This is a genomic window from Vibrio sp. STUT-A11, from assembly GCF_026000435.1.
Classification (GTDB): Bacteria; Pseudomonadota; Gammaproteobacteria; order Enterobacterales; family Vibrionaceae; genus Vibrio.
This window is the reverse complement of sequence record NZ_AP026764.1, coordinates 1,193,323-1,213,717: the sequence shown is the minus strand read 5'-3', so window position 1 is coordinate 1,213,717 and position 20,395 is coordinate 1,193,323. Positions and strand designations below refer to the sequence as shown.

Annotated in this window: 21 protein-coding genes; all 21 read right to left on the bottom strand. The window is 45.8% G+C overall.

The features are described from left to right. Positions 1 to 237: 237 nt before the first annotated feature. Positions 238 to 414: a hypothetical protein gene (locus OO774_RS21125; RefSeq protein ID WP_264906498.1), complete on the bottom strand. Its 177-nt coding sequence runs from the start codon at positions 412 to 414 to the stop codon at positions 238 to 240. A 106-nt stretch (positions 415 to 520) separates the two neighbouring features. Beyond that, a complete protein-coding gene (gene modC, locus OO774_RS21120) occupies positions 521 to 1,654 on the bottom strand; it encodes a molybdenum ABC transporter ATP-binding protein (RefSeq protein ID WP_264906497.1) in 1,134 nt (377 codons plus the stop codon). Then, a complete protein-coding gene (gene modB / locus OO774_RS21115) occupies positions 1,651 to 2,340 on the bottom strand; it encodes a molybdate ABC transporter permease subunit (protein WP_264906496.1) in 690 nt (229 codons plus the stop codon). The genes modC and modB overlap by 4 nt, the downstream gene beginning before the upstream one ends. Positions 2,341 to 2,356: 16 nt before the next feature. Further along, positions 2,357 to 3,103 carry a molybdate ABC transporter substrate-binding protein gene (gene modA, locus OO774_RS21110; RefSeq protein ID WP_264906495.1) on the bottom strand — a complete coding sequence of 249 codons (747 nt, stop codon included), beginning with the start codon at positions 3,101 to 3,103 and terminating at the stop codon, positions 2,357 to 2,359. 4 nt (positions 3,104 to 3,107) lie between these two features. Continuing rightward, positions 3,108 to 3,944, bottom strand: coding sequence for a peptidylprolyl isomerase (locus OO774_RS21105; RefSeq protein ID WP_264906494.1), 837 nt, complete (start codon positions 3,942 to 3,944; stop codon positions 3,108 to 3,110). A 10-nt stretch (positions 3,945 to 3,954) separates the two neighbouring features. Next, positions 3,955 to 4,407 carry a nitrogen fixation protein NifZ gene (locus OO774_RS21100; protein WP_264906490.1) on the bottom strand — a complete coding sequence of 151 codons (453 nt, stop codon included), beginning with the start codon at positions 4,405 to 4,407 and terminating at the stop codon, positions 3,955 to 3,957. 4 nt (positions 4,408 to 4,411) lie between these two features. Next, positions 4,412 to 4,705, bottom strand: a complete 294-nt coding sequence (locus OO774_RS21095) for a nitrogenase-stabilizing/protective protein NifW (RefSeq protein WP_264906489.1) — start codon at positions 4,703 to 4,705, stop codon at positions 4,412 to 4,414. Positions 4,706 to 4,730: 25 nt separating this feature from the next. Next, positions 4,731 to 5,870: a homocitrate synthase gene (nifV, locus tag OO774_RS21090; protein WP_264906488.1), complete on the bottom strand. Its 1,140-nt coding sequence runs from the start codon at positions 5,868 to 5,870 to the stop codon at positions 4,731 to 4,733. A 10-nt stretch (positions 5,871 to 5,880) separates the two neighbouring features. Further along, complete coding sequence (gene nifS / locus OO774_RS21085; protein ID WP_264906487.1) at positions 5,881 to 7,113, bottom strand: cysteine desulfurase NifS; 1,233 nt, start codon at positions 7,111 to 7,113, stop codon at positions 5,881 to 5,883. Beyond that, the gene (gene nifU / locus OO774_RS21080; protein ID WP_264906486.1) at positions 7,103 to 7,993 is read right to left on the bottom strand and encodes a Fe-S cluster assembly protein NifU; all 891 of its coding nucleotides are present in this window, start codon (positions 7,991 to 7,993) and stop codon (positions 7,103 to 7,105) included. The genes nifS and nifU overlap by 11 nt, the downstream gene beginning before the upstream one ends. A gap of 450 nt (positions 7,994 to 8,443) precedes the next feature. Next, entirely contained in the window at positions 8,444 to 8,728 is a 285-nt protein-coding gene (gene fdxB / locus OO774_RS21075) for a ferredoxin III, nif-specific (protein WP_264906485.1), read from the bottom strand. Positions 8,729 to 8,752: 24 nt separating this feature from the next. Then, the gene (locus OO774_RS21070; protein ID WP_264906482.1) at positions 8,753 to 9,232 is read right to left on the bottom strand and encodes a NifB/NifX family molybdenum-iron cluster-binding protein; all 480 of its coding nucleotides are present in this window, start codon (positions 9,230 to 9,232) and stop codon (positions 8,753 to 8,755) included. Beyond that, positions 9,229 to 10,599, bottom strand: a complete 1,371-nt coding sequence (nifN, locus tag OO774_RS21065) for a nitrogenase iron-molybdenum cofactor biosynthesis protein NifN (protein ID WP_264906480.1) — start codon at positions 10,597 to 10,599, stop codon at positions 9,229 to 9,231. The genes OO774_RS21070 and nifN overlap by 4 nt, the downstream gene beginning before the upstream one ends. A gap of 1 nt (position 10,600) precedes the next feature. After that, positions 10,601 to 12,019 carry a nitrogenase iron-molybdenum cofactor biosynthesis protein NifE gene (gene nifE, locus OO774_RS21060; RefSeq protein WP_264906479.1) on the bottom strand — a complete coding sequence of 473 codons (1,419 nt, stop codon included), beginning with the start codon at positions 12,017 to 12,019 and terminating at the stop codon, positions 10,601 to 10,603. A gap of 149 nt (positions 12,020 to 12,168) precedes the next feature. Beyond that, complete coding sequence (locus tag OO774_RS21055; protein WP_264906477.1) at positions 12,169 to 12,483, bottom strand: hypothetical protein; 315 nt, start codon at positions 12,481 to 12,483, stop codon at positions 12,169 to 12,171. After that, entirely contained in the window at positions 12,480 to 13,169 is a 690-nt protein-coding gene (locus OO774_RS21050; protein ID WP_264906475.1) for a NifB/NifX family molybdenum-iron cluster-binding protein, read from the bottom strand. Before OO774_RS21050 ends, OO774_RS21055 begins: the two co-directional genes overlap by 4 nt. Before the next feature lie 16 nt (positions 13,170 to 13,185). Further along, positions 13,186 to 13,407 (bottom strand): putative nitrogen fixation protein NifT, encoded by a 222-nt coding sequence (nifT, locus tag OO774_RS21045; RefSeq protein ID WP_264906473.1) that lies wholly within the window; start codon positions 13,405 to 13,407, stop codon positions 13,186 to 13,188. Positions 13,408 to 13,467: 60 nt separating this feature from the next. Then, positions 13,468 to 15,033 carry a nitrogenase molybdenum-iron protein subunit beta gene (nifK, locus tag OO774_RS21040; RefSeq protein ID WP_264906471.1) on the bottom strand — a complete coding sequence of 522 codons (1,566 nt, stop codon included), beginning with the start codon at positions 15,031 to 15,033 and terminating at the stop codon, positions 13,468 to 13,470. A 77-nt stretch (positions 15,034 to 15,110) separates the two neighbouring features. Continuing rightward, positions 15,111 to 16,580 carry a nitrogenase molybdenum-iron protein alpha chain gene (gene nifD, locus OO774_RS21035; protein WP_264906470.1) on the bottom strand — a complete coding sequence of 490 codons (1,470 nt, stop codon included), beginning with the start codon at positions 16,578 to 16,580 and terminating at the stop codon, positions 15,111 to 15,113. 65 nt (positions 16,581 to 16,645) lie between these two features. Further along, positions 16,646 to 17,521 carry a nitrogenase iron protein gene (gene nifH / locus OO774_RS21030; RefSeq protein WP_264906467.1) on the bottom strand — a complete coding sequence of 292 codons (876 nt, stop codon included), beginning with the start codon at positions 17,519 to 17,521 and terminating at the stop codon, positions 16,646 to 16,648. 244 nt (positions 17,522 to 17,765) lie between these two features. After that, a complete protein-coding gene (locus OO774_RS21025) occupies positions 17,766 to 20,258 on the bottom strand; it encodes a nitrate reductase (RefSeq protein WP_264906465.1) in 2,493 nt (830 codons plus the stop codon). Positions 20,259 to 20,395 lie beyond the last annotated feature (137 nt).

Genomic DNA, 20,395 nt, shown 5'->3' with positions numbered 1-20,395 from the left:
CAAAGCTATTTCTTTAACGTCTCAGCGCGCTTCCGTTAGATTCCTAGTCTCGCTAGTGCTCGCTGGAATGACACAGATAAAAACTGTTAAGTGACGGGTATTCAAGATTAAAGGTGGGTTTAATAAGTCACAGAAAGCGCATCTTTTACCGTCCCACATAATTGAAACTTAATTGAAATATGAAACGTGAGATCGCAGCAGCATCTGACTATACATACTAAGTTCGTATATCGTCAGTTATTTTGTTTCCATCGTTGACGGAATAATTGAATCTTCCGTCTCATCTGACTTCAAAATAGCTTGCTCTTGTTTCTGCTTTTCGTGCAGCGCTTCAATAAGCTGACGATCTAACTTGGCAAAGTAGAGGTCTTCTTCCGCTTTACCTTTTAAGCGAAGTTTTTCTGTAAAGTCCATAGTCCCCACCTCTCATCATGACTATCTACTGAAAGTATAGATGAACAAATAAAGGCGGCCTGTACTACGAAAGAAATGGTCTACATGAGCGTGGAATTTATCGTTACTAACAAATGGCGACGGATTTAATCAGAGCCCAAACGCGCTTATCTCGATGTAAATCCAGTTCATGAAGTGATTTAAGCGTTACCCTCGCGAGTAAACGCTGTTGATTACCCAGTTCCAATACCACTAAAGCTTCACCAGTTTGATTGGCTTTCGATTCAATCTCGATAATCTTTGCCGGTAATCGGTTAAGTACGGTGGTGGAAACAGGCTCATCCAACGCAATCCCTACATCGCTTGCCAGAATACGGCATCTCTGGCGCTCTCCAATGTTCGCCGTTTCTCCGGGGACATAAAAGGTGACATTGTCACACAATAATTCCGTCATACCGTACTTTTCGCAATGGCTTTTTACTAGGGTGTCAAACACGCTCCCCATTTCCTCGCCAAACAGATGGCTAAACTCAGCATCAGACATGATCTGTTGAGCACCACCACTGGCGATGATGTTGCCTTGATTAAACAACACAACATGATCGGCTAGCCTTGCCAGCTCTTGCACCGAGTGCGTAACGTAAATGATTGGCAGGTCCCACATCCTTTGAAGGCGTTCGAGGTAAGGTAAAAACTCTTCTTTTCTGGCATGGTCCAGAGCAGATAACGGCTCGTCCATCAGCAACAATTGAGGTTGTGTCAGCAAAGCGCGCGCGATTGCCACTCGCTGTTTCTCTCCTCCGGAAAGTTGTGATGGATAACGATTCAACAAGGTATTGATGCCTAATAACTGCAAAATACTGTCACGATCAAAAAGGATCGGTTGCGTCTTTACCCTCTTCTCCGCGTAAGCCAGATTTTGATCAACGTTTAAATGAGGAAAGAGACTGGCCTCTTGAAAAACATAACCGATTCGGCGTTCAAAGGTAGGAATAAAAACTTTTCCGTCCCAGCTTTGCCATTGTTCGCTATTTACTCGCACTTCGCCTTGTTCGACTCTGACAAGCCCTGCAATGGCTCTCAAACAGGTGGTCTTCCCACAACCTGAATGCCCGAAGAGTACGGTCACGCCTCGACTAGGCAGTTCTAAATCAGCCTTAAGCTGGAAGTCTTCATAATTGATATTCAGTTTAGCGCTTATTGCGCCTTCATTTTCAGGACTTATTACGCTTTCATTTTCAATAACCGTCGCGTTGATCATTCGATTATCTCCAACTCCATTCTGGCTTTATGCAGATTGTTGAGCCAATGAATCAACAACAACGCCAGAAAAGAAAAACCGACTAATCCGGCTGATAGTATATGAGCATTTAGGTAGTCTAGTGCTTCGACATGATTGTAAATTTCGACCGACATAACCCGAGTCTGTCCCGGTATATTCCCCCCGATCATTAGCACGACACCGAATTCACCCAAAGTGTGGCAAAACCCCATGACAGCAGAAGATAAGACGCCCGGCCATGCCAGAGGTAATGTGACCGTAATAAAGGTGTCGAGTGGCGACGCACGTAATGTTGCTGCAACTTCCATCGGTCTTTTACCAATGGCGGCAAATGCATTTTTAAGCGGCTGGAGGACGAACGGCAGCGAGTGTATCGTGCAAGCTACGGCGATACCCGTGAACGTAAAGGGCAGTTGTTGCCAACCCAATTGATATAAGATTTGTCCCACACTGCCCTGCGGTCCCAGTAGTACTAGCAGGTAAAAACCGAGAACAGTCGGTGGCAGCACCAAAGGTAATAGCAGCACAGACTCGATTACAGGCTTAAAACGCGATTTACCGTGGCATAGCCACCAAGCCGTGGGTAAGCCAATCACCAACAGTGCGCACGTTACGACGAAAGCCAACTTCAGTGTCGTAACAATCACTAAATCATCCAATGGCATCCCCTTACTCTTTCTTTCAGTCGGTCAAATACCCATAACTGTGAATAATGTCTTTAGCGCGATCGCTTTTCAGGTAATGGATAAATTGCATCGCACTGGCTTTATCTTTGCCTAACTTCAACGTCACCGCATCTTGCTTAATTGGCTGGTAATCACTAGCAGGAATTTGCCAAACGCTTCCAGGCTGAAATTTTCCTTGCTGATAAACCTGAGACTTAGCTAGCAGCCCGAACTGTGCATTACCCGTAAAAACAAACTGATAGGTCGCGTTCAGCCCTTTACCTATCACCAGTTTGTTTTGCACACCATCCCATTTTTGGTATTTCTCAAGTGTCTGCTGTGCTGCCAACCCATAGGGCGCAAGCTTTGGATCCGCGATCGCCAGGTACTGAAAGTTTCCCGAAAATAGCTCTGATTTAACGTCAAGATTCTCAGAAGGCGACCATGCGACTAAGACGCCTTGTGCATACGTAAACTCACCTTCGGCCAATTGCTTCTCCACCAGCAATTGCGGGCGATGTTGATCGGCAGAAAAGAACAAATCAAATGGAGCTCCATTGATAATTTGCGCGTAAAGCTGTCCCGTAGAACCCGTGCTAATCTCTACATCGTCACTCTGCTGTTGTTCGTAATCACTCACCAGTGCTTTCATCGGCCCGTAAAAATTATTCGCAACCGCTACGGTCAGCGTTTGACTGAAAGCAGTATTAGAGAGCAGAGAAAACGCTAAACAACATTGTAAAATACGGCTATTTTTTAGCATAAAACTACCCTTCCTCTACTAACAACTGCGACACCCACTGCTTTTGTATGTACGCTTTAGCACGTTGTTGATGTTTTTGCTTAAGGTATGGGAAAGCTTGCTCAAACGACACCAGGCCACTCGGTTTAACTGAGTGAACGCGGACCAAATGGAAACCAATTTCTGTTTCGATGACTGAACTGATCTCCATCAGGTCAAGCTGCGGTAGCTGCTGCACAATTTGCGGGAATAGCTTTGGCCCTTCACACCATCCCAGGTAACCGTCATTTACCGCACTCGGACATTCAGAATATTTAAGTGCGACTTGGGAAAAGTCTCTCTCCTTTAACTCTTGCTTTGCAGCCTGAATACGCGCAAAAGCAGGCTCGCGGTGATTTTCCTCAATTTCGCTATTTACGGTGACCAGTATTTGACTCAGCTCCCATAGGCTTGGGCGGAAAAACTTCTCCTGGTTGGCTTGATAATGTTCGAAAGCCGCTTCTTCGCTGAGTTCAGGAACATCGTTACTAATTTGCTCTAACACTTTGTTACAACGAAGTTCGTCCTTTAACGCCAGCCTCAGATCACTTTCCGACAACTGCTGACCCCTTAGCGCTCGATAAAATTCTTCCAAGCTTGGATACCCCTCCATCACTTCATTCATCGCTTGTTCAAGCTCATTATCATGAATATAAGTTTGGATACCTAAACTAGAACTCAGCACTGCAGACTGAATTCGAAATAGCTGTGCAACCTGGGCATCGACATCTTGGCGCTGCTGATCACTTAACCATTCCGGGTTTAATTTAAATTTTTCTGTCGCCACTTTCGCTGTAAGGTAGTGGCGTTGATATGCTTCCATGCTGACACTCCTAGGCCTCTATTGGGGTTAATCGTGTGGCATCTAACCTGATAATATGTTCACCAAACTTAACTTCATAATTCACCGAGCCATCCTCTAAATTTCGATATGCCCGATGTACTTCTATTACTTCGCCTTTAGACGCGAGCGGTTTACCAAACATCACTAAGCTGCAGGTTAATTTTGCTTTATCCAAAGATCGAAATAGGCAAGGAACCCAAGGTAATGCGGCGTCAATGACTTCACTGTCTCTAACACCAACCACTTTGTTTTCTGCTTCGATAAAAACCTGATAAATGAGCTGTGTCTGTAAAAAATAACCGCAACTTCGAACAATACCCGTGCTTCCGGCAGTCACTAGCAAGTCTCCCTTGTTCCGGTCTCGAAAACTGCCATCATTACGAATATTTCTCACGACTCTTACTTCTGTACCCGGCTCAAAACGGGGCATGTTCATCTGCATACTGTTACTCCGTTTTATCGCAGTCCGACTGACACGTCGCGCAAGCACTTTGATTCACCGTCGGCAGTCGCCCACGGGCAATTTGTCCATAGGCTGTCGATAGTGCATCTCGATAATCATCGTAACTATCCGTCGCCTTTTTCGCCGTTAATAACTGTCGGCATAGCCTTAACAGGGGAATGTGCTTGCTTTGCACAACCTGGCTACTGTATTCAATCGCGAAATAGTCTAAAAAGTCCTCTACACTCTCAAGTTGCTCAAGATCTTCAACGAGAGTGCTTTGTTCGGTGATGTCCATATCATTCACTCCTAAGATGTCGAGGCTAAGCCGTGTGTAACATTGATGTAAAACTTCTTAACTGCTGAGGAGTTGGGACGCATTTATAGGTTTCTGACCAGTAAACCAGCTGAGCTTTTATCAATTCACACTGTGCTCTAGTCAGTCGAATGCCCATTCCCCCATAGATTGACTCAATCGCCTGAATACCAGAGTGCTTACCCAACACCATTTGATGGGAACGCCCTACTAAGTCAGGTGCAACCCCCTGATAGTTATTGATGTCTTTAAGTAAACCATCGACATGGATACCCGATTCATGGGTAAAAACACATTCACCAACTATCGCTTTTTGTGGCGCAGGCTGTCGTCCAGATACGACTTGCACGTAACGACATAAGCCATCAAGTTTTAATAAATCAACGCCGGTTTCCGCTTGTTTCAGCACATTCAGGGCAACGGTAATTTCCTCTAGTGCCGCATTACCCGCACGCTCGCCAAGCCCATTAACTGTGGTATTGACAGAGTTCGCTCCAGCACGTATCGCCGCCAGAGAGTTTGCTGTCGCCATTCCCAAATCGTTGTGCGCATGCATTTCAATCTGCAGGCCCGTTGTTGCTCGCACCTCGGAGATGATCTGGTAAGTCGAAAATGGGTCCAGAATACCGAGTGTGTCAGCGAACCGAACTCGACTCGCGCCAAAAGACTCGACCACTTCGAGCACCCGGCATAGCACATCATGATCGGCGCGAGAGGCATCCTCCATCCCTACACAGACCTGCATTCCGCTCTCAAGCGCTTGTTGAATAACGCGCTCACAACCATTCAAAACATCGTCCAAAGTTTTATTCAGCTTATGTTTAATTTGTTGATGCGAAACAGGAATTGAGAGATCGAGCCAATCAAGTCCGAGGTTGCCAGCACACTGAACATCTTCCGCCAACATGCGGCACCATCCCATCGTCTCTGCCTGATGCAAACTACTGGTAATCGCTTTAATGGTTTCCCGCTCTTGCTCTCCCATCGCGGGAATGCCCACTTCAAGCTCTGGTACTCCGGCCGCTTCAAGTAACGACGCGATCTTTACCTTTTCTTCGGTGGTAAAGCCCACTCCTGGGCTTTGTTCACCATCACGCAAGGTTGTGTCATTGATAATGACGCTTGCTGGCTGTACATCCTTGTCCATCGCCATACTCCTAGCCGTATACAGGAATAAATTCCGTGGCACTTCCTTGTTGAGTTTCCGTATTCCAGTACGGTGACATTTCACGCAGTCGCTCTACGATTGGAGGCAAATGCTCGAGCACATGATCGATATCTTCATCGGTGGTAAATCGCGACAATGAAAAACGTAACGTGCCGTGTGCAGCAGTAAATGGAATCTGCATTGCTTTCATGACATGCGAAGGTTCTAATGAGCCAGATGTACAAGCAGAACCCGACGATGCGGCAATTCCGACCTGATTCATCATTAACAGCAGTGCCTCACCTTCAATATATTCCACTGCGATGTTGGTCGTATTCGGAACACGTCTCTTAGGGAAACCCGTCACGAAGCAACTTGGAATACGTGCTAACAGCCCTTGCTCAAGACGATCGCGGAGCATTTGAATACGTGATGTGTCTGTTTCCAGTGCAATGTAAGCCAGTTCAGCCGCTTTGCCCATCGCAATTACGGAAGCCGCGTTCTCTGTGCCTGCACGTCTCCCACGTTCTTGGTGGCCACCACGCAGTAACGGACGAAACTTAGTGCCGCGTTTTACATACAGCGCACCAACCCCTTTAGGTGCATGGAACTTGTGACCAGAAATAGACAACATGTCGATAGGACAGCTTTGAACATTAACCGGGCATTTTCCGACCATCTGTACTGCATCGACATGTACGACGACACCATAGCGTTTCGCTAGCTGTGCGACTTGTTCTACGGGGAATATCGTACCGGTTTCATTATTCGCCCACATGATAGAAATTATCGCCACATTACGACTTAAAGCTGCTTTCAGGGCTGTCATGTCGAGACGACCTTTTTTATCTACACCAATCCAGTGAATGGTGTAGCCTTTGCGATCCAATGTCTGGCAAAGTTGCAGTGTCGCCGGATGTTCGACTTGTGTAGTGATGATCTCTTTCTTGTCTGGGTAAGCTTCAACCGCAGACAAAATAGCCGTTGATGTGGCTTCGGTCGCGCAAGAGGTAAAGATCACTTCGCTTGCATGCTCCGCACCAATTAACTGTTGAACTTGTTCGCGAGCAGTCTCCATCGCATGGCCGACGACAGCGCCCAGGCGATGAATCGAAGAAGGATTACCATAATAGGTGTCTAAATACGGTAACATCACTTCCAGAGCTTTAGGATCAATGCGCGTTGTCGCATTATTATCAAGGTAAACCAGCTTATCACTGCTTAATTTAGCGTTAAACGTCATAAGAGCCTTCCTTTTTAATCGTGTTCGATGGAGTTTCTTGTACTGGGAACACCGTATAAGTGTCACCCAAGGCTTGGGTAATTTTTTGTTCCAGATTTGCCAGTGTCAGGCCAGATAAGCCACAACCGACACACGCACCGCTCATCTCGACAAAAACAATGTTGTCTTCAATATCTAACAGGCGTACATCACCACCATCCGCTTGTACCGAAGGGCGAACCTGTTCAATGATCGACTCAACAGTCGCAACGATCGCTTCGTCTGGCTCATAACGGCTTTTCGCCACGTCTATAATGAGCCCTTTTTCCGCCATCTCTTTGAGGCAGTCTTCCAAAACCCACTCAATTTTCTCGTGGCAAGAAGTACAAGCCCCACCCGCTTTGGTGTAGTTGACCACTTGTTCAAGCGTGGTGAGCTTATTGTCTTCCACTACACGTTTGATCATCAAATCATCGATAGCAAAGCACTTACAGATTAGCTCGCCTTCTTCATGATCATCTTCTAAAGTCTCACCACGATAGTTTGCAACTGCCGCATGTAATGCTTCCATACCCATTACGGAACAGTGCATTTTTTCTGGCGGTAACCCATCAAGATATTCCGCGATGTCGTTATTGGTAATGCTCATCGCCTCATCCAGTGATTTACCAATGATCATTTCCGTTAGCGCTGATGAAGACGCAATGGCACTGCCACAGCCGAATGTTTGAAAACCTGCGTCTAAGATCACTTCACTGCCCGGCTCTACTTTAAGCGTTAAACTCAATGCGTCTCCGCAACTAATTGAACCGACATCTCCACGTGCATTAGCATCACTAACTAATTTTGCGTTTTTAGGTTGAAAGAAATGTTCCTTCACCTTGTCTGAGTAATCCCACATAGCCACTCCTTGGTTGAATTTCTTTCGATTCTTTCGATGTTGTTACTGTTGCAATAAGCCGACCAAGATCACAAAAAATCGTAACCTTTTGACTTATATAGATAAAAGCATATGCTTTATATGGCATTGAAATAACCACGACAAAATTGTCGCACTGTTTGTAGGGATTGTGACAATACAAATTGTCAGCTAAGAAACATCAAGGGTACAAAGAGGATTGACTAAAAAGGATGAGACCTCACCCTTATTAGAAATTAAGCCCAAGCGGTGAGTCAAATCTAAAAGTCAACGTCATTCCGAGGAGCCATAGCGACATCAGGAATCTACTCACTTTTAGCGCAGAACCGGAGCTGTCACCTTCAGCGCCAGTACACTCGCAAAGAAGATCCTGAATCACACTCCTTCGTCGCTGTTCAGGATGACCGATTAATTGGAATAGGATATCCGTTGCTAAGCCGCAGCAAAGGTTTGGCAGTTTTTCGGACACACTTTTGAACACGCTTCACAACCAATACAATCTTCGGCGTTTTTAAGCGTCATGACCATCATGACTTCATCTTCGTCATAGTAGTCATCATCTTCATCAATGTCGTCGTTCTCAACCAGATCAAACACATCACGTGAACACACTTTAAAGCAGCGTCCACAGCCGATGCAGTTTTGTTTATCAATTGCTTCAATAAATTGAGGTACCCATGGATCACCACCGCGGGTATAGCTTATTTTATTACTCACATTAATCATCCTTGTATTAAGCGTTTACCAATCTTCATCCATTAGCTGAGTTAACCTCTTTTGCGTGTCTGAGGCGTCTGGCAGCTTATTTTTCTTAAGGGCTCTGGCGAGCCATCCAGTCTGAGCACTGTCTAATTCTGACATCACTTCCGTCAGTAAGAAGTGAATGTCGCACCCCTCACTGACTTTGACTGGCTGGATATCATATTCAATCAATTGTCGAATAGCGGAAGCGCCACATGCATTGCAAAAGATCGCTGCACACCCTGATAAGTCAGCGATGCGACTGGGTAATTTATCGTGTGCTGGGCCGCTAGTGCTGTATTCAATGGCTTCCATCAAGTGCCACTCCGACTCGTAGATACCGTAAATCAGCACGCCTTTGGCGGAACCAAAATGTTGGTCAACCGTTTGTCGATCCGAAGTGGTAAAAGCTATTTTAACGCGCAGGTCCTCCTCGGTTGGCTCCGGTGGAAGGTGTAGCCTTCTTTTTGTCGACTTCATAACACCTCCGTTGTCGGCATTACGTCATCCGCACTAAATCGATAGTAACTGACGTGGGGTGTTACCTCGTCTTTATGGTTACGAAGTAATAAGTTAGCGAGAGAGAACAGTCGTTGACGAGCACCTTCATAGCCTATTTGTTTCATCTCCATGTTGCCAAACTGATCAAAACATGGGAAGCCGACTCGCATAACCGGGACAACCGACTCGCACACGTTTGCGCAATGGCTGTTGCCAATCACTAGGGTGAGCTCAGGATTGGAAAGGTCGATGCACGAAAGATCACCGACAATGATCTCTTGCGCTTCCATGTTTTGTAACCCCGCTACATCTAGTGTCGTAACAACCTGACTAATAGTGCCACCAGCCATTGCCAACAGACCGACGTAACCTTGCGCCAAATCAGGTTCAAGTGCGATGGTGTATTGCTCGCCACTGAGCAGAAAATGCACATCAAGCAAGGCATCCTGCAGTCGTTGGCGCTCACGTGTTATCCATCCGGGAACCGGACGGCCACTTATTTCAGATAACGTCATGATAAATGGGTCGATTGCATCCAGATTCATCGCCATGCCAAATTGGCGATACCCAATGTCGAATCGCACTTTAAGCCATCGCGCGACATCGTCCATAGATTCGCCGAATACCAGCGTGATCGCGCTGTCGGCCATCAGCTCAACTTCAAGCACGGAGGTGCCACCCGTGCTGGTTGCACTGTAATCCTCACCGCCTAAGTGACCATCTAATGAAAGCGATAAGTCAGGAACAACAACAGAGTCCAGATCGAATGCTTCTACGTAGCGTTTAATCGTTTCAATATCCGCAGAAGTCATGCCAATAGTACAGAGAATATTCACTTGCGTGCGCTGTTTGGCACGACCTGTTGGTCCTCTCACCAATTGTTTCACCACACTACGAACCGTATGCGCATAACCGGATTGCATTGAACCGATAAAGTCTGGAGTCATCACCGGGACAATTCGAGTTTCGGCGTATTGCGGATGCTGCAGTGTAAAATTGGTGATCGCATGGTACAGGTCAGCCCCCTGCATTTCAGTTAGCCCTGTGCTCATGAGCACGATCAATTCTGGGGAATGCTTTTCACATAACACTTGTAGTGCTTCACTGACATTCCCCTCTCCCCCCATGACGGCAGAAACTTGATCAATTGCCGTATTCTGTAAGGGAATAGGTTCTCTTAAGTGTTGAATAAGGTAAACCTTAGTGAACGCACTGCAGCCTTGAGAGCCATGCATCAAAGGTATCGAGCCCGCAAAACCAAGGGTTGCCAGGGTTGCCCCCGTTGCCGGACTCGTCTTTAACGGCTGGGTAACCAGTGGTGAGTTTTGTTTGATTGGAGTAACCATATCAGGCTCCTTTTTCAATGATGGTAGAAGTGAATGTTGCGTCTTCGACGATCCAGGGAGCCTGACTTTGAACGGCTTGCCAGATAGGTGCTTCGATTGTTCTGCACAGTTCTTGCGCTAAGGTGAGCATTCCTTCATACCCGGCATAGGCATGTTCACGCTCTTGGTTGATATCCAGAAATGGCAACTTAGCTTTTAATGCGGTGTACATGTTTCGCCCACCGGCAATCATGACATCAGCGTGATGTTGATGATAAGTCTCAAGCAACAAAGTCGCGCCACCTTCATCCAGCATTAACGCCTCTTTGCCCATAATCTCCAGGATTTTATTTTTATCAGATTGGGTCGATTTACGGGTGCCAGTTGCAACACACTCAATACCCAGCTCTTGCAAGGCACTCACGACTGACCAGGATTTAACGCCCCCGGTATAAAGCAGCGCTCGCTTACCACTCAGTTTTTCTGCGTAAGGTGCCAGAGCAGAGCGAATGCGTCTTTCTTCTTCTGCAATCAAGATTTCTACTTCTTCGCTCAGCTTGGGGTCGCCCAGTAAACGGGCAAACTCTCGCAGTGAATTCGACGTATCTTCGATACCGTAGAAGCTCCCTTCAAACCAGGGGATACCCCATTTTTCTTCCAGTTTTCGTGCAACATTTACTTGTGCGCGAGCACAAACGACCATGGCAGCGTCTGCACGATGCATAGTTTGTATTTGATGGAACTGAGTATCACCTGCCATACAGCACAACACTCTTAACCCTAAACGCTCAAATAACGGCGATACATGCCAAAATTCTCCGGCGATGTTGTATTCGCCGATAAGAACGATATCGTGTACTCGGCGTGTCGAATCATGAAGCATGTTTGGTTTTTCCGGCGGCTCGGCGCTGCCCACCACGCGCTCAACCATCACATTACCGGCGATTCGGTTACCCAGGTTTTTGTTACCATAAAAGCCCGCTGCATCGACAGGAATCACAGGTATTTTCCAACGCTCTGTGGCAAGGGAACAGATGGCTTCAATATCATTCCCTTCCAGGGCTGGAACGCAGGTCATATAAACAAAAACCGCAGGTGGTTGATGTTGTTTAATAAGTTGTTTTATCGCATGCAACAGACGTTTCTCTGCACGTCCCATAACGACATCCTGCTCATTAAGATCAGTGGTAAATCCATAGCGAAACAGGTTGCTGCCCAGAGCACGAGTCCCGCGGTTGTTCCAGGTGTTTCCCGCACAGCCAATTGGACCATGTACGATATGTCCCACATCCGCTATTGGTAGTAAGCTTATCTGTGCGCCATCAAAACAACAGCCTCCAGCCGTTGCGCCAGGCTTTGGTCGGCTACAACCACTTTTTTCTCCGCTGTTGTGCTCACAGGCGGGTTCATCTTGCAGTAACTTGATCTCCGATCGCTTCATGCGGCTCTCCTTGAGTTGCAACAGTTAAAATTGAGATACTTAATACTTAGTTAGCTGCAAGTGCCATTCCACTCGTAACTCATTGATTAAATTAGGCACTGACAAAAACAAAAGCTGACATTGTCGTAAAACTGACAAAAAGCACTTCACTAATCGTGAAGCGCAATCACCAGGCCGGAACTCTGAGCTAATTCCTGAGTCAGAGAACTGCACCCAGACGTACTATGAGACACCAAATGGACATCAAAGCCACTCGCTTCGACGTACGCATCATGGGAGCCCATCTCTTCTTCAAAACAGAGAGTAAAACGCAAATCAGGATAACTGAATTGCAGGCGAGATAAGGTGTCCTGACTAATATCGGATTCATTGTCTAACTGCGAAACAATAGTAGACAGCATACTCTCGGATAAACTAGCCAGTTCAATGCCGGTAGCATGCTCAGCGGTAGCAGAATTACTCATAGCTCTTCCTCCAATATTCTCTCGGGAGTGTCAATGCCTAGAATACGTTTAATCCATGGCGGTGGGTTGGTCGCAATTACGTTAGATAAATCACTCAGAACTTCTTCCGCTGACATCGGTGTCATTTTTTTAATCGGATGAATATTGGCGCGAGTGACACGCGCAGCAGCGGGGCCACCAATAGACAGGGTGAACAACATGTGGCAATCACGAATTCTGTCTAACATCGCGATAGCACGTTGTTCGCCTTTTTTCTCAGTCGGCATGTCACGAACTTCAACCAACTGATGCTCCTTGGCACTGACTTCATAAATCAACACACGTAAACAAGAACCATAATGGCCGTTCACCACCTCGCCCTGATTCGAGGTCAAAGCGACTTTGAGTTTTGGTCCTGCAATCGGCGCTTGTACCGAAACTTGTGGTGCTGAAACATCGCTCACTTCCGGATTGCACAACACATCCAGAGCACTCGACACATCTTTGCGTGTCGGTCCAGAACCAAGAGAGCTCACCATTAAACGAAACGCTTTCGGTGATAAACCCACTAACTTAGTTTCAGTAAGCGGCTCACCCAGATGTTGGATCAATAGCCCTAACAAAGAGCGTAAGTCGATATTCGGTAGCGATTTAGACGCTAAAGCAACTCGAAAAGCTGCTTGGTCAGAAATAGTAGTGTCCATCATGATATTCCCCCTTAACTTACGCCGCTTGTAACCTTCTGGCTTTCACCGTGATTGGTAATCTGGGTTTTCTGGTCATGGGATCAATATGATAAATAGCACCATTTGCCAGGCGCACTTCACCACCCCATTTATCTTCAGAATCAAATTCGAAGAAAGTAATGACCTCTTCCAAATCCTTCTTAGGTAAATAAAGCGACAACTGGTTATTTTCGTTGTACTGAATCATTACATTAGCCATAACAACTCCCTCGTTTTAGGCTGAAAAAGGACCGACGGTAAATACCGCCGGTCATTTAGATTAACGAACTAAGTCAAAACCAAGGTCAGTTTTGCCTAGGTCGCTTGTGTCACGATCCAGCTTAGCCAGTACTTCGTTAACCAAAGTGGTTAAGACGTACATTGCACCTTCATAGCCCAGTGTAGATTGGCGATGTAAGTGGTGGCGGTCGAAAATAGGGAAACCAATGCGCACTAGTGGTACTTCAAACTCAGGACCTTTCGCTTTAGTGTCACGCTCAATGAATTTACCGTACGAGTTACCAATCAATAGATCGGGTTTGTCAGTAAACATTAGTGAACGTAGGTGCCACAAGTCTTGTTTGAAGAACACTTCGGCATCGGCACCGTATGGTGTTTCTGCAAGTTGTGCTTCAATTTCTTTCTTCCACTTCTTCGAACCGTTGTTACAAAGAACATGCTTAATTTCACAACCAAGCTCGGTTAGGAACTTACACATACCCAATAGGTAATCTGGGTCACCGTATAGTGAAATCGTCACGCCGTGCAACCAAGTGTGCGAGTCAGTCATCATGTCAACAAGACGACCACGCTCTTTAGTCAAAGAAGCAGGAATCGGTTGACCAGTGACTTCAGACACTTTCATTAAGAAATCATCTGTCCACTCCAGCCCCATAGGGATTGTCGTTGCAGGAACTTCGTGTTTCCAAACACCCTCGATGTATTTTTTAGATTTCACAAGTTGATTAGGCTGAAGCAAGAACGTTGTTTTAGCATTCGGTGCATCTTTCATTTCTTCAATTGAAGTACCACCAGCATACATACGGTATTCACCGTCTGCAGGGGTATCCAATACTTCAGATGGATCACATAGGAAAGAGTAATCAACGTCCATTTCTTTCAACATACGATGAATGACGCGATAGTTACCAAGGTAAGTTTCAAATCCAGGTACGATGTTGATTTTGCCATTGCTGCCAACATTAATACTTTCTTGATCAGTAAAGTATTTCATCATGCCTTCAAACATGCCGTCCCAACCCGTCACATGACTACCAACAAACGATGGTGTATGTGCAAATGGTGTAGGTAGCTCTTTTGGAATATGACCTTTATCTTTCGCGTTATTGATAAACGCGTTCAAGTCATCACCAATTACCTCAGCCATACAGGTAGTCGAAACCGCTACCACTTCTGGTCTGTATAGCGCGAACGCATTTTCCAAACCCTGGAACATGTTTTCCTGACCACCAAATACTGCCGCGTCTTCTGTCATTGAGTCAGACACACACGCTACTGGCTCTTTGAAGTGACGGTTAAAATAACTACGGAAGTACGCAACACAACCTTGAGAGCCGTGTACGTATGGTAATGTTTTCTCAAAACCTAGAGAACACAGTACCGCACCCAATGGCTGACAAGCTTTTGCCGGGTCAATCGTGATGTGTTTACGAGCAAAGTTTATCTCTTGGTATTCTTTGGTTGTTGTCCATTCAAAGGTTTCACTAACCTTCTCAGCATCAATGCCTTGTTCAAAAGATGCGCGTTTGTTCGACATCATCTCTTGATATTCTGGTTGCTGAAAGAGAGCATAACCAGTTTTAATATCTTCAACTTTTTGAGTCATGAGTATTCTCCTACCGTGCCACTAATCTGTGAACTCCGGCTCGGGTTACATTAATTGGAAATCCTTTCCAACTCACATTAAGCAGTTTTCGCTAGCGCTTCTTCTGATGCTTCTTCCAACCAAGGTGCTTTCATCTTGTTCCAGCAAGGGTTGTTGATAGTCAAATCCATATCGCGGGCGAAAATAGCGAAGCCATCAACACCGTGGTAAGGACCTGAGTAATCCCAGCTGTGCATTTGACGGAATGGGAAGCCCATTTTTTGGAATACATATTTCTCTTTAACACCTGAACCAACAAGGTCTGGTTTCAGCGCTTTAACGTATTCTTCCAGTTCGTATGCACTTGCATCATCGAATAGCAGCGTGGAATCCTTCACTTCCGGCGTCGTCTTCACGTAGTCATCGTTGTGAGCGAACTCATAACCTGCACCAGTGATTTCCATACCTAAGTCTTCATACGCACCGATGATGTGACGAGGGCGCAGACCACCGACGTAAAGCATCACTGACTTACCTTCGAGACGAGGGCGATACTTGTCGATAACCGCTTGCCATTGCTCACGGTAGCGAGCAATCACTTCTTCAGTTTGCTTCTGGATCTTGTCATCAAAGAATGCCGCAATCTTACGCATTGACTCTTCGATCTTGGTTGGACCAAACAGGTTGTATTCAATCCATGGAATACCCTGTTTCTCTTCCATGTAACGAACGATGTAGTTCATAGAGCGGTAACAGTGAACCAGGTTCAATGCCACTTTTGGTGTGTTTTTCATTTCTGGTAGCGTACCGTCACCAGACCATTGAGCAACAACACGTAGACCCATATCTTCAAGGATGATACGAGAAGACCAAGCGTCACCACCGATATTGTAGTCACCAATAATGGCTACATCATAAGGGGTTGATTCGATTTTCTCTTCACCTTCAGTTGCATCGAGAACGTAATCACGAATAGTATCGTTGGCGATATGGTGACCCAGAGACTGAGATACACCACGGAAACCTTCACAACGTACAGGGACGATGGTTTTACCGATTTCTGCGCCTTTTACTTTTGCTACCGCTTCGATGTCATCACCGATAAGACCAACCGGACATTCTGACTGAATAGAGATGCCTTTTGATAGCGGGAACAGTTGCTCAAGTTCATCAATTGCAGCTGAAAGTTTTTTGTCTCCACCAAAAACGATGTCACGTTCCTGGAAGTCAGTTGTGACATTCAGCGTACCAAATGAATCAACACCAGTCGTACCTGAATAGTAGTTACGACGACCAGCACGAGAGTACTGACCACAACCTACCGGGCCATGAGAGATATGAATCATATCTTTGACAGGTCCCCAAACTACCCCTTTAGAACCTGCGTAAGCACAGCCACGCACAGTCATTACACCGGGAACCGTTTTACGGTTTGACGTGATACAAGTCCCTTCTGATTTAGAATCACTAACCGCAACATGTTTCTCACGGTCTTCACGCGCTTTCTCAGGGTAGACTTCCAATACCTCGTCTATCAGCGCCTGCTTTTGTTCATTATTCATCGACATAATCTGTCTCCAAATCCATTTAAAGCTCATTTAGGCTTAATAAACATTCAAGCTAAATCAGTCGCTTACGCCAACTCAGCCGCAGTTTTACCAACGATAGACTCGTCTTCCACTTCCATGATGCCGAATTCCATTAGTAGGTCTTCCAACTCATCCATGGTACATGGCTCAGGAATCACGAACATTTCGTTCTCAATAACCTTCTTAGCTAGCGTGCGGTATTCGTCAGCCTGGTTACAGTGGGGATCGTATTCAATAACGGTCATACGACGGATTTCTGCACGCTGTACGATATTGTCACGAGGGACGAAGTGGATCATTTGAGTACCGATCTTAGCGGCTAGAGCCTTGATTAACTCATCCTCACGGTCAGTGTTACGAGAGTTACAGATAAGACCGGCAAGACGAACACTACCGGTTGCAGCGTACTTACAGATACCTTTAGAGATGTTGTTCGCCGCGTACATCGCCATCATTTCACCTGAAACAACGATGTAGATTTCTTGTGCTTTGTTTTCACGAATTGGCATCGCGAAACCACCACACACAACGTCACCAAGAACATCGTAAAATACGAAGTCTAGGTCATCTTCATATGCACCTTCTTCTTCCAGGAAGTTGATCGCTGTGATTACACCACGACCTGCACAACCAACGCCTGGCTCTGGACCACCTGACTCAACACATTTAACGTCACCATAACCAGTCAGTAGTACATCTTCTAGTTCGATGTCTTCAACAGTACCGGCTTCCGCTGCCATTTCCATGATGGTGTTTTGCATCTTAGTGTGTAGGATAAGACGAGTTGAATCCGCTTTTGGGTCACAACCGATGATCATTACTTTTTGACCAGCTTCAGCTAGAGCCGCCACTAAGTTTTGAGTGGTAGTGGACTTGCCGATACCGCCTTTTCCGTAAATTGCACATTGACGAATTGCCATGGTCTATCTCCTTTTTAATTTAGACTCATGACAGATATTGCGAAATGCATACCAACAACCAAACTTTATACATTTCAATGACTTATACGAGACCATCATTGTATTACTGAAAACAAACAACTGACATTGTTGGTTTTAGTACAAGGTTTGTTGGTCGTGATTGAATGGGTTGGCATAAGAAGGAGTAAAGGGTAACGAAAAGTCGAATGTTACCCTTGGGGCGACCGTTGGGGCGGGGTTTTGGCTAGTTCCCCATTAAAGCATGCAGAGAAAAATCATCGTCGACACTCTTGGTGAATAACTCACTCAACGCTTGGACTTCATGTGAGCTTGGCTCATCTTTGGTTAGCTTATATAAAGAGGCGACTTTCTTCTCTATTACGGTGATCATCCCTTTTATTAATGGATCATCTCTGGATATCTGCTTATCTATCGGTCGAATATGCGTTAACAATGACTCTATTTTTTGCTGAAGTTCCGTCATCTCCATTGGTGTACGGATTCGATACAGGTAGCCACCCTCCACTTTTTGTCTGGCGACATAGCCGACATTATCAAAAGCAATCGCCTCACTCACCAGCACAGTGGCGCAGGTCTGGAAATCATAAGGCTTGATATCAACAGGGGTATATTTAAATTCTGGTTGGCCTGATAAGTTATCCGTACGGGCATCAACCAAAGCACAAGGCTTACTTAACGGACCGGTAATTTCATTCCAGTGAATAGGGACAAAAAGTTCACCTGTCTTCATCGAATCACAAATCATAGCCTTAACGACGCACTCACCGTGCGAATTGAACACAGTGACCATCTCACCGTCACAAATGCCATATTGCATCGCCGTTTTGGGATGAATCAATACGTACGGCTCACTGGCATGCTCTGCCAAACGAGTCGATAACCCCGTTCGGGTCATGGTATGCCAATGATCCCGACTTCTGCCGGTATTCAGTACTAACGGGAAAGCTTTGCTTGTTGTTGCTTGCGGTGGCAGATGTTTTACCGCAATAAAGTTGGCGCGGTGGTCGTCTGTAAAGTAACGACCATCTGCAAACATTCTCTGATGGACAACCTCCTGTTGTTTCTGCACAACAGGCCACTGCTGTGGAGACAACGAGTGATACTCAGAGTCAGTGATTTCAGTAAGTCCAGTCAAATTCAGGTCTCTTTGTTTGGCCTTTTCATTTCCCTGGCCTGGGTTACCTACTGTTGTCAGTTGGGCATACTCTCTGAATATTTCTCCTTCATGTAGGTAATCAAATGCGTCTTTAAAGCCGATTCTTTGTGCCACTTGAGAAATAATCCACCAATCCGGTTTAGCCATACCCGGACTAGCCAGAAGTCGACGTTGACGAGAGATACGACGTTCAGAGTTTGTCACGGTGCCCGATTTTTCGCTCCAGCCTTGCGCTGGTAATAAAATGTCCGCATAAGCAGTTGTAGCCGTGTTCTCAATACAGTCGGAAACCACCACCAAAGGACAGTTTTCCAAAGCTTGTTTAATTTTGTCGCTATCAGGAAGGCTTACAATCGGGTTTGTCGCCATGATCCATACCGCTTTAATCTCACCGCGATGAATGGCATCAAACATATCAATGGCTTTTAATCCTGGCTTCTTCGCTAAAGTGTCGGTTTGCCAGAAGGCTTCAAGGTTCTCAATATCATCAGGATGATTGAACTCCATATGTGCGGTTAGCGTGTTCGCCAGAGCACCAACTTCCCGGCCGCCCATCGCATTGGGCTGTCCTGTAACAGAAAATGGACCAGCACCTTCTTTACCTATCTTTCCTGTCGCTAAGTGGCAATTAATAATGCTATTTACTTTGTCGGAGCCCTGAGAGGACTGATTCACCCCCTGGGAATATACCGTGATGACTTTTTCTGTTTGAGCAAAATATTCATAAAATTGCTGTAGCGAAGCCATATCAATACCAGTAGTCTCACTCACATCGGCATCATTTAACGCTGACTGGTAGGCATCACTAAAGCCATTTGTCGATGAACCAATAAATGAATGATCCATCTTATTATGTTCACCGAGATGCACCAATAAACCATTAAATAGTGAGACATCCGAACCCGGATTAATCGCTAAGTGAAGGTCCGCAATTTCACAGGATTCATTTCGACGTGGATCGATGACAATAACTTTTAGATTAGCGTTTGTTTGCTTAGCGGCTCTTAAGCGCTGAAATAGTACCGGATGACACCAGGCCAGGTTAGAACCAACCAAGATCACCAAATCCGTTTTCTCAAGATCCTCATAGCAGACCGGAACCGTATCCATCCCGAAAGCGCGTTTGTGTCCAACAACGCTGGAAGCCATACATAAGCGCGAGTTACTGTCGATATTCGCGGTACCGAGAAAGCCTTTGATCAGTTTATTCGCCACATAGTAATCTTCTGTCAGGAGCTGTCCCGAGACATAAAATGCGACAGAGTCCGGACCATATTTTGCGACCGTATCAGCGAAACCTTTTGCCACGCGAGATAGCGCCTCGTCCCACTCGGTGTCACACCATTCACCAGCGTCTGATCTAAGTTTTGGTGTCAATAAGCGGCCGTCATGGATAACAGTGTCTCCTAAAGCAATACCTTTAGTACATAACTTACCGAAATTTGCGGGGTGCTCTTTGTCGCCACGAACTTCTAATCGTCCATTCGACATTGGTCTGGCTTCAATTCCACACCCTACGCCACAATAAGCACACGTTGATTTGATCCATCCTTCGCTCATACCCACCAGTCTCCAACTTTATTTTTAAGAACTAACCAGCAAAATTCATTCCAATCACCATTATTTTGTTATTTTAGGTTTATTATTGTTATTTTTCAGTACTTTAAAAAAGCAACTAACCCTAAAGTGGTAGACTG

Bases quoted from the DNA above. Each gene is read 5' to 3' on its own strand.
- OO774_RS21050 (WP_264906475.1), bottom strand. From the start codon at position 13,169: ATGATGGACACTACTATTTCTGACCAAGCAGCTTTTCGAGTTGCTTTA.
- nifE (WP_264906479.1), bottom strand. From the start codon at position 12,019: ATGAAGCGATCGGAGATCAAGTTACTGCAAGATGAACCCGCCTGTGAG.
- OO774_RS21100 (WP_264906490.1), bottom strand. From the start codon at position 4,407: ATGCAGATGAACATGCCCCGTTTTGAGCCGGGTACAGAAGTAAGAGTC.
- OO774_RS21125 (WP_264906498.1), bottom strand. From the start codon at position 414: ATGGACTTTACAGAAAAACTTCGCTTAAAAGGTAAAGCGGAAGAAGAC.
- nifU (WP_264906486.1), bottom strand. From the start codon at position 7,993: ATGTGGGATTACTCAGACAAGGTGAAGGAACATTTCTTTCAACCTAAA.
- modA (WP_264906495.1), bottom strand. From the start codon at position 3,103: ATGCTAAAAAATAGCCGTATTTTACAATGTTGTTTAGCGTTTTCTCTG.
- modB (WP_264906496.1), bottom strand. From the start codon at position 2,340: ATGCCATTGGATGATTTAGTGATTGTTACGACACTGAAGTTGGCTTTC.
- OO774_RS21095 (WP_264906489.1), bottom strand. From the start codon at position 4,705: ATGGACATCACCGAACAAAGCACTCTCGTTGAAGATCTTGAGCAACTT.
- OO774_RS21070 (WP_264906482.1), bottom strand. From the start codon at position 9,232: ATGAAGTCGACAAAAAGAAGGCTACACCTTCCACCGGAGCCAACCGAG.
- nifS (WP_264906487.1), bottom strand. From the start codon at position 7,113: ATGACGTTTAACGCTAAATTAAGCAGTGATAAGCTGGTTTACCTTGAT.
- OO774_RS21055 (WP_264906477.1), bottom strand. From the start codon at position 12,483: ATGAGTAATTCTGCTACCGCTGAGCATGCTACCGGCATTGAACTGGCT.
- nifH (WP_264906467.1), bottom strand. From the start codon at position 17,521: ATGGCAATTCGTCAATGTGCAATTTACGGAAAAGGCGGTATCGGCAAG.
- nifK (WP_264906471.1), bottom strand. From the start codon at position 15,033: ATGACTCAAAAAGTTGAAGATATTAAAACTGGTTATGCTCTCTTTCAG.
- OO774_RS21105 (WP_264906494.1), bottom strand. From the start codon at position 3,944: ATGGAAGCATATCAACGCCACTACCTTACAGCGAAAGTGGCGACAGAA.
- nifV (WP_264906488.1), bottom strand. From the start codon at position 5,870: ATGGACAAGGATGTACAGCCAGCAAGCGTCATTATCAATGACACAACC.
- nifD (WP_264906470.1), bottom strand. From the start codon at position 16,580: ATGTCGATGAATAATGAACAAAAGCAGGCGCTGATAGACGAGGTATTG.
- nifN (WP_264906480.1), bottom strand. From the start codon at position 10,599: ATGGTTACTCCAATCAAACAAAACTCACCACTGGTTACCCAGCCGTTA.
- nifT (WP_264906473.1), bottom strand. From the start codon at position 13,407: ATGGCTAATGTAATGATTCAGTACAACGAAAATAACCAGTTGTCGCTT.
- modC (WP_264906497.1), bottom strand. From the start codon at position 1,654: ATGATCAACGCGACGGTTATTGAAAATGAAAGCGTAATAAGTCCTGAA.
- OO774_RS21025 (WP_264906465.1), bottom strand. From the start codon at position 20,258: ATGAGCGAAGGATGGATCAAATCAACGTGTGCTTATTGTGGCGTAGGG.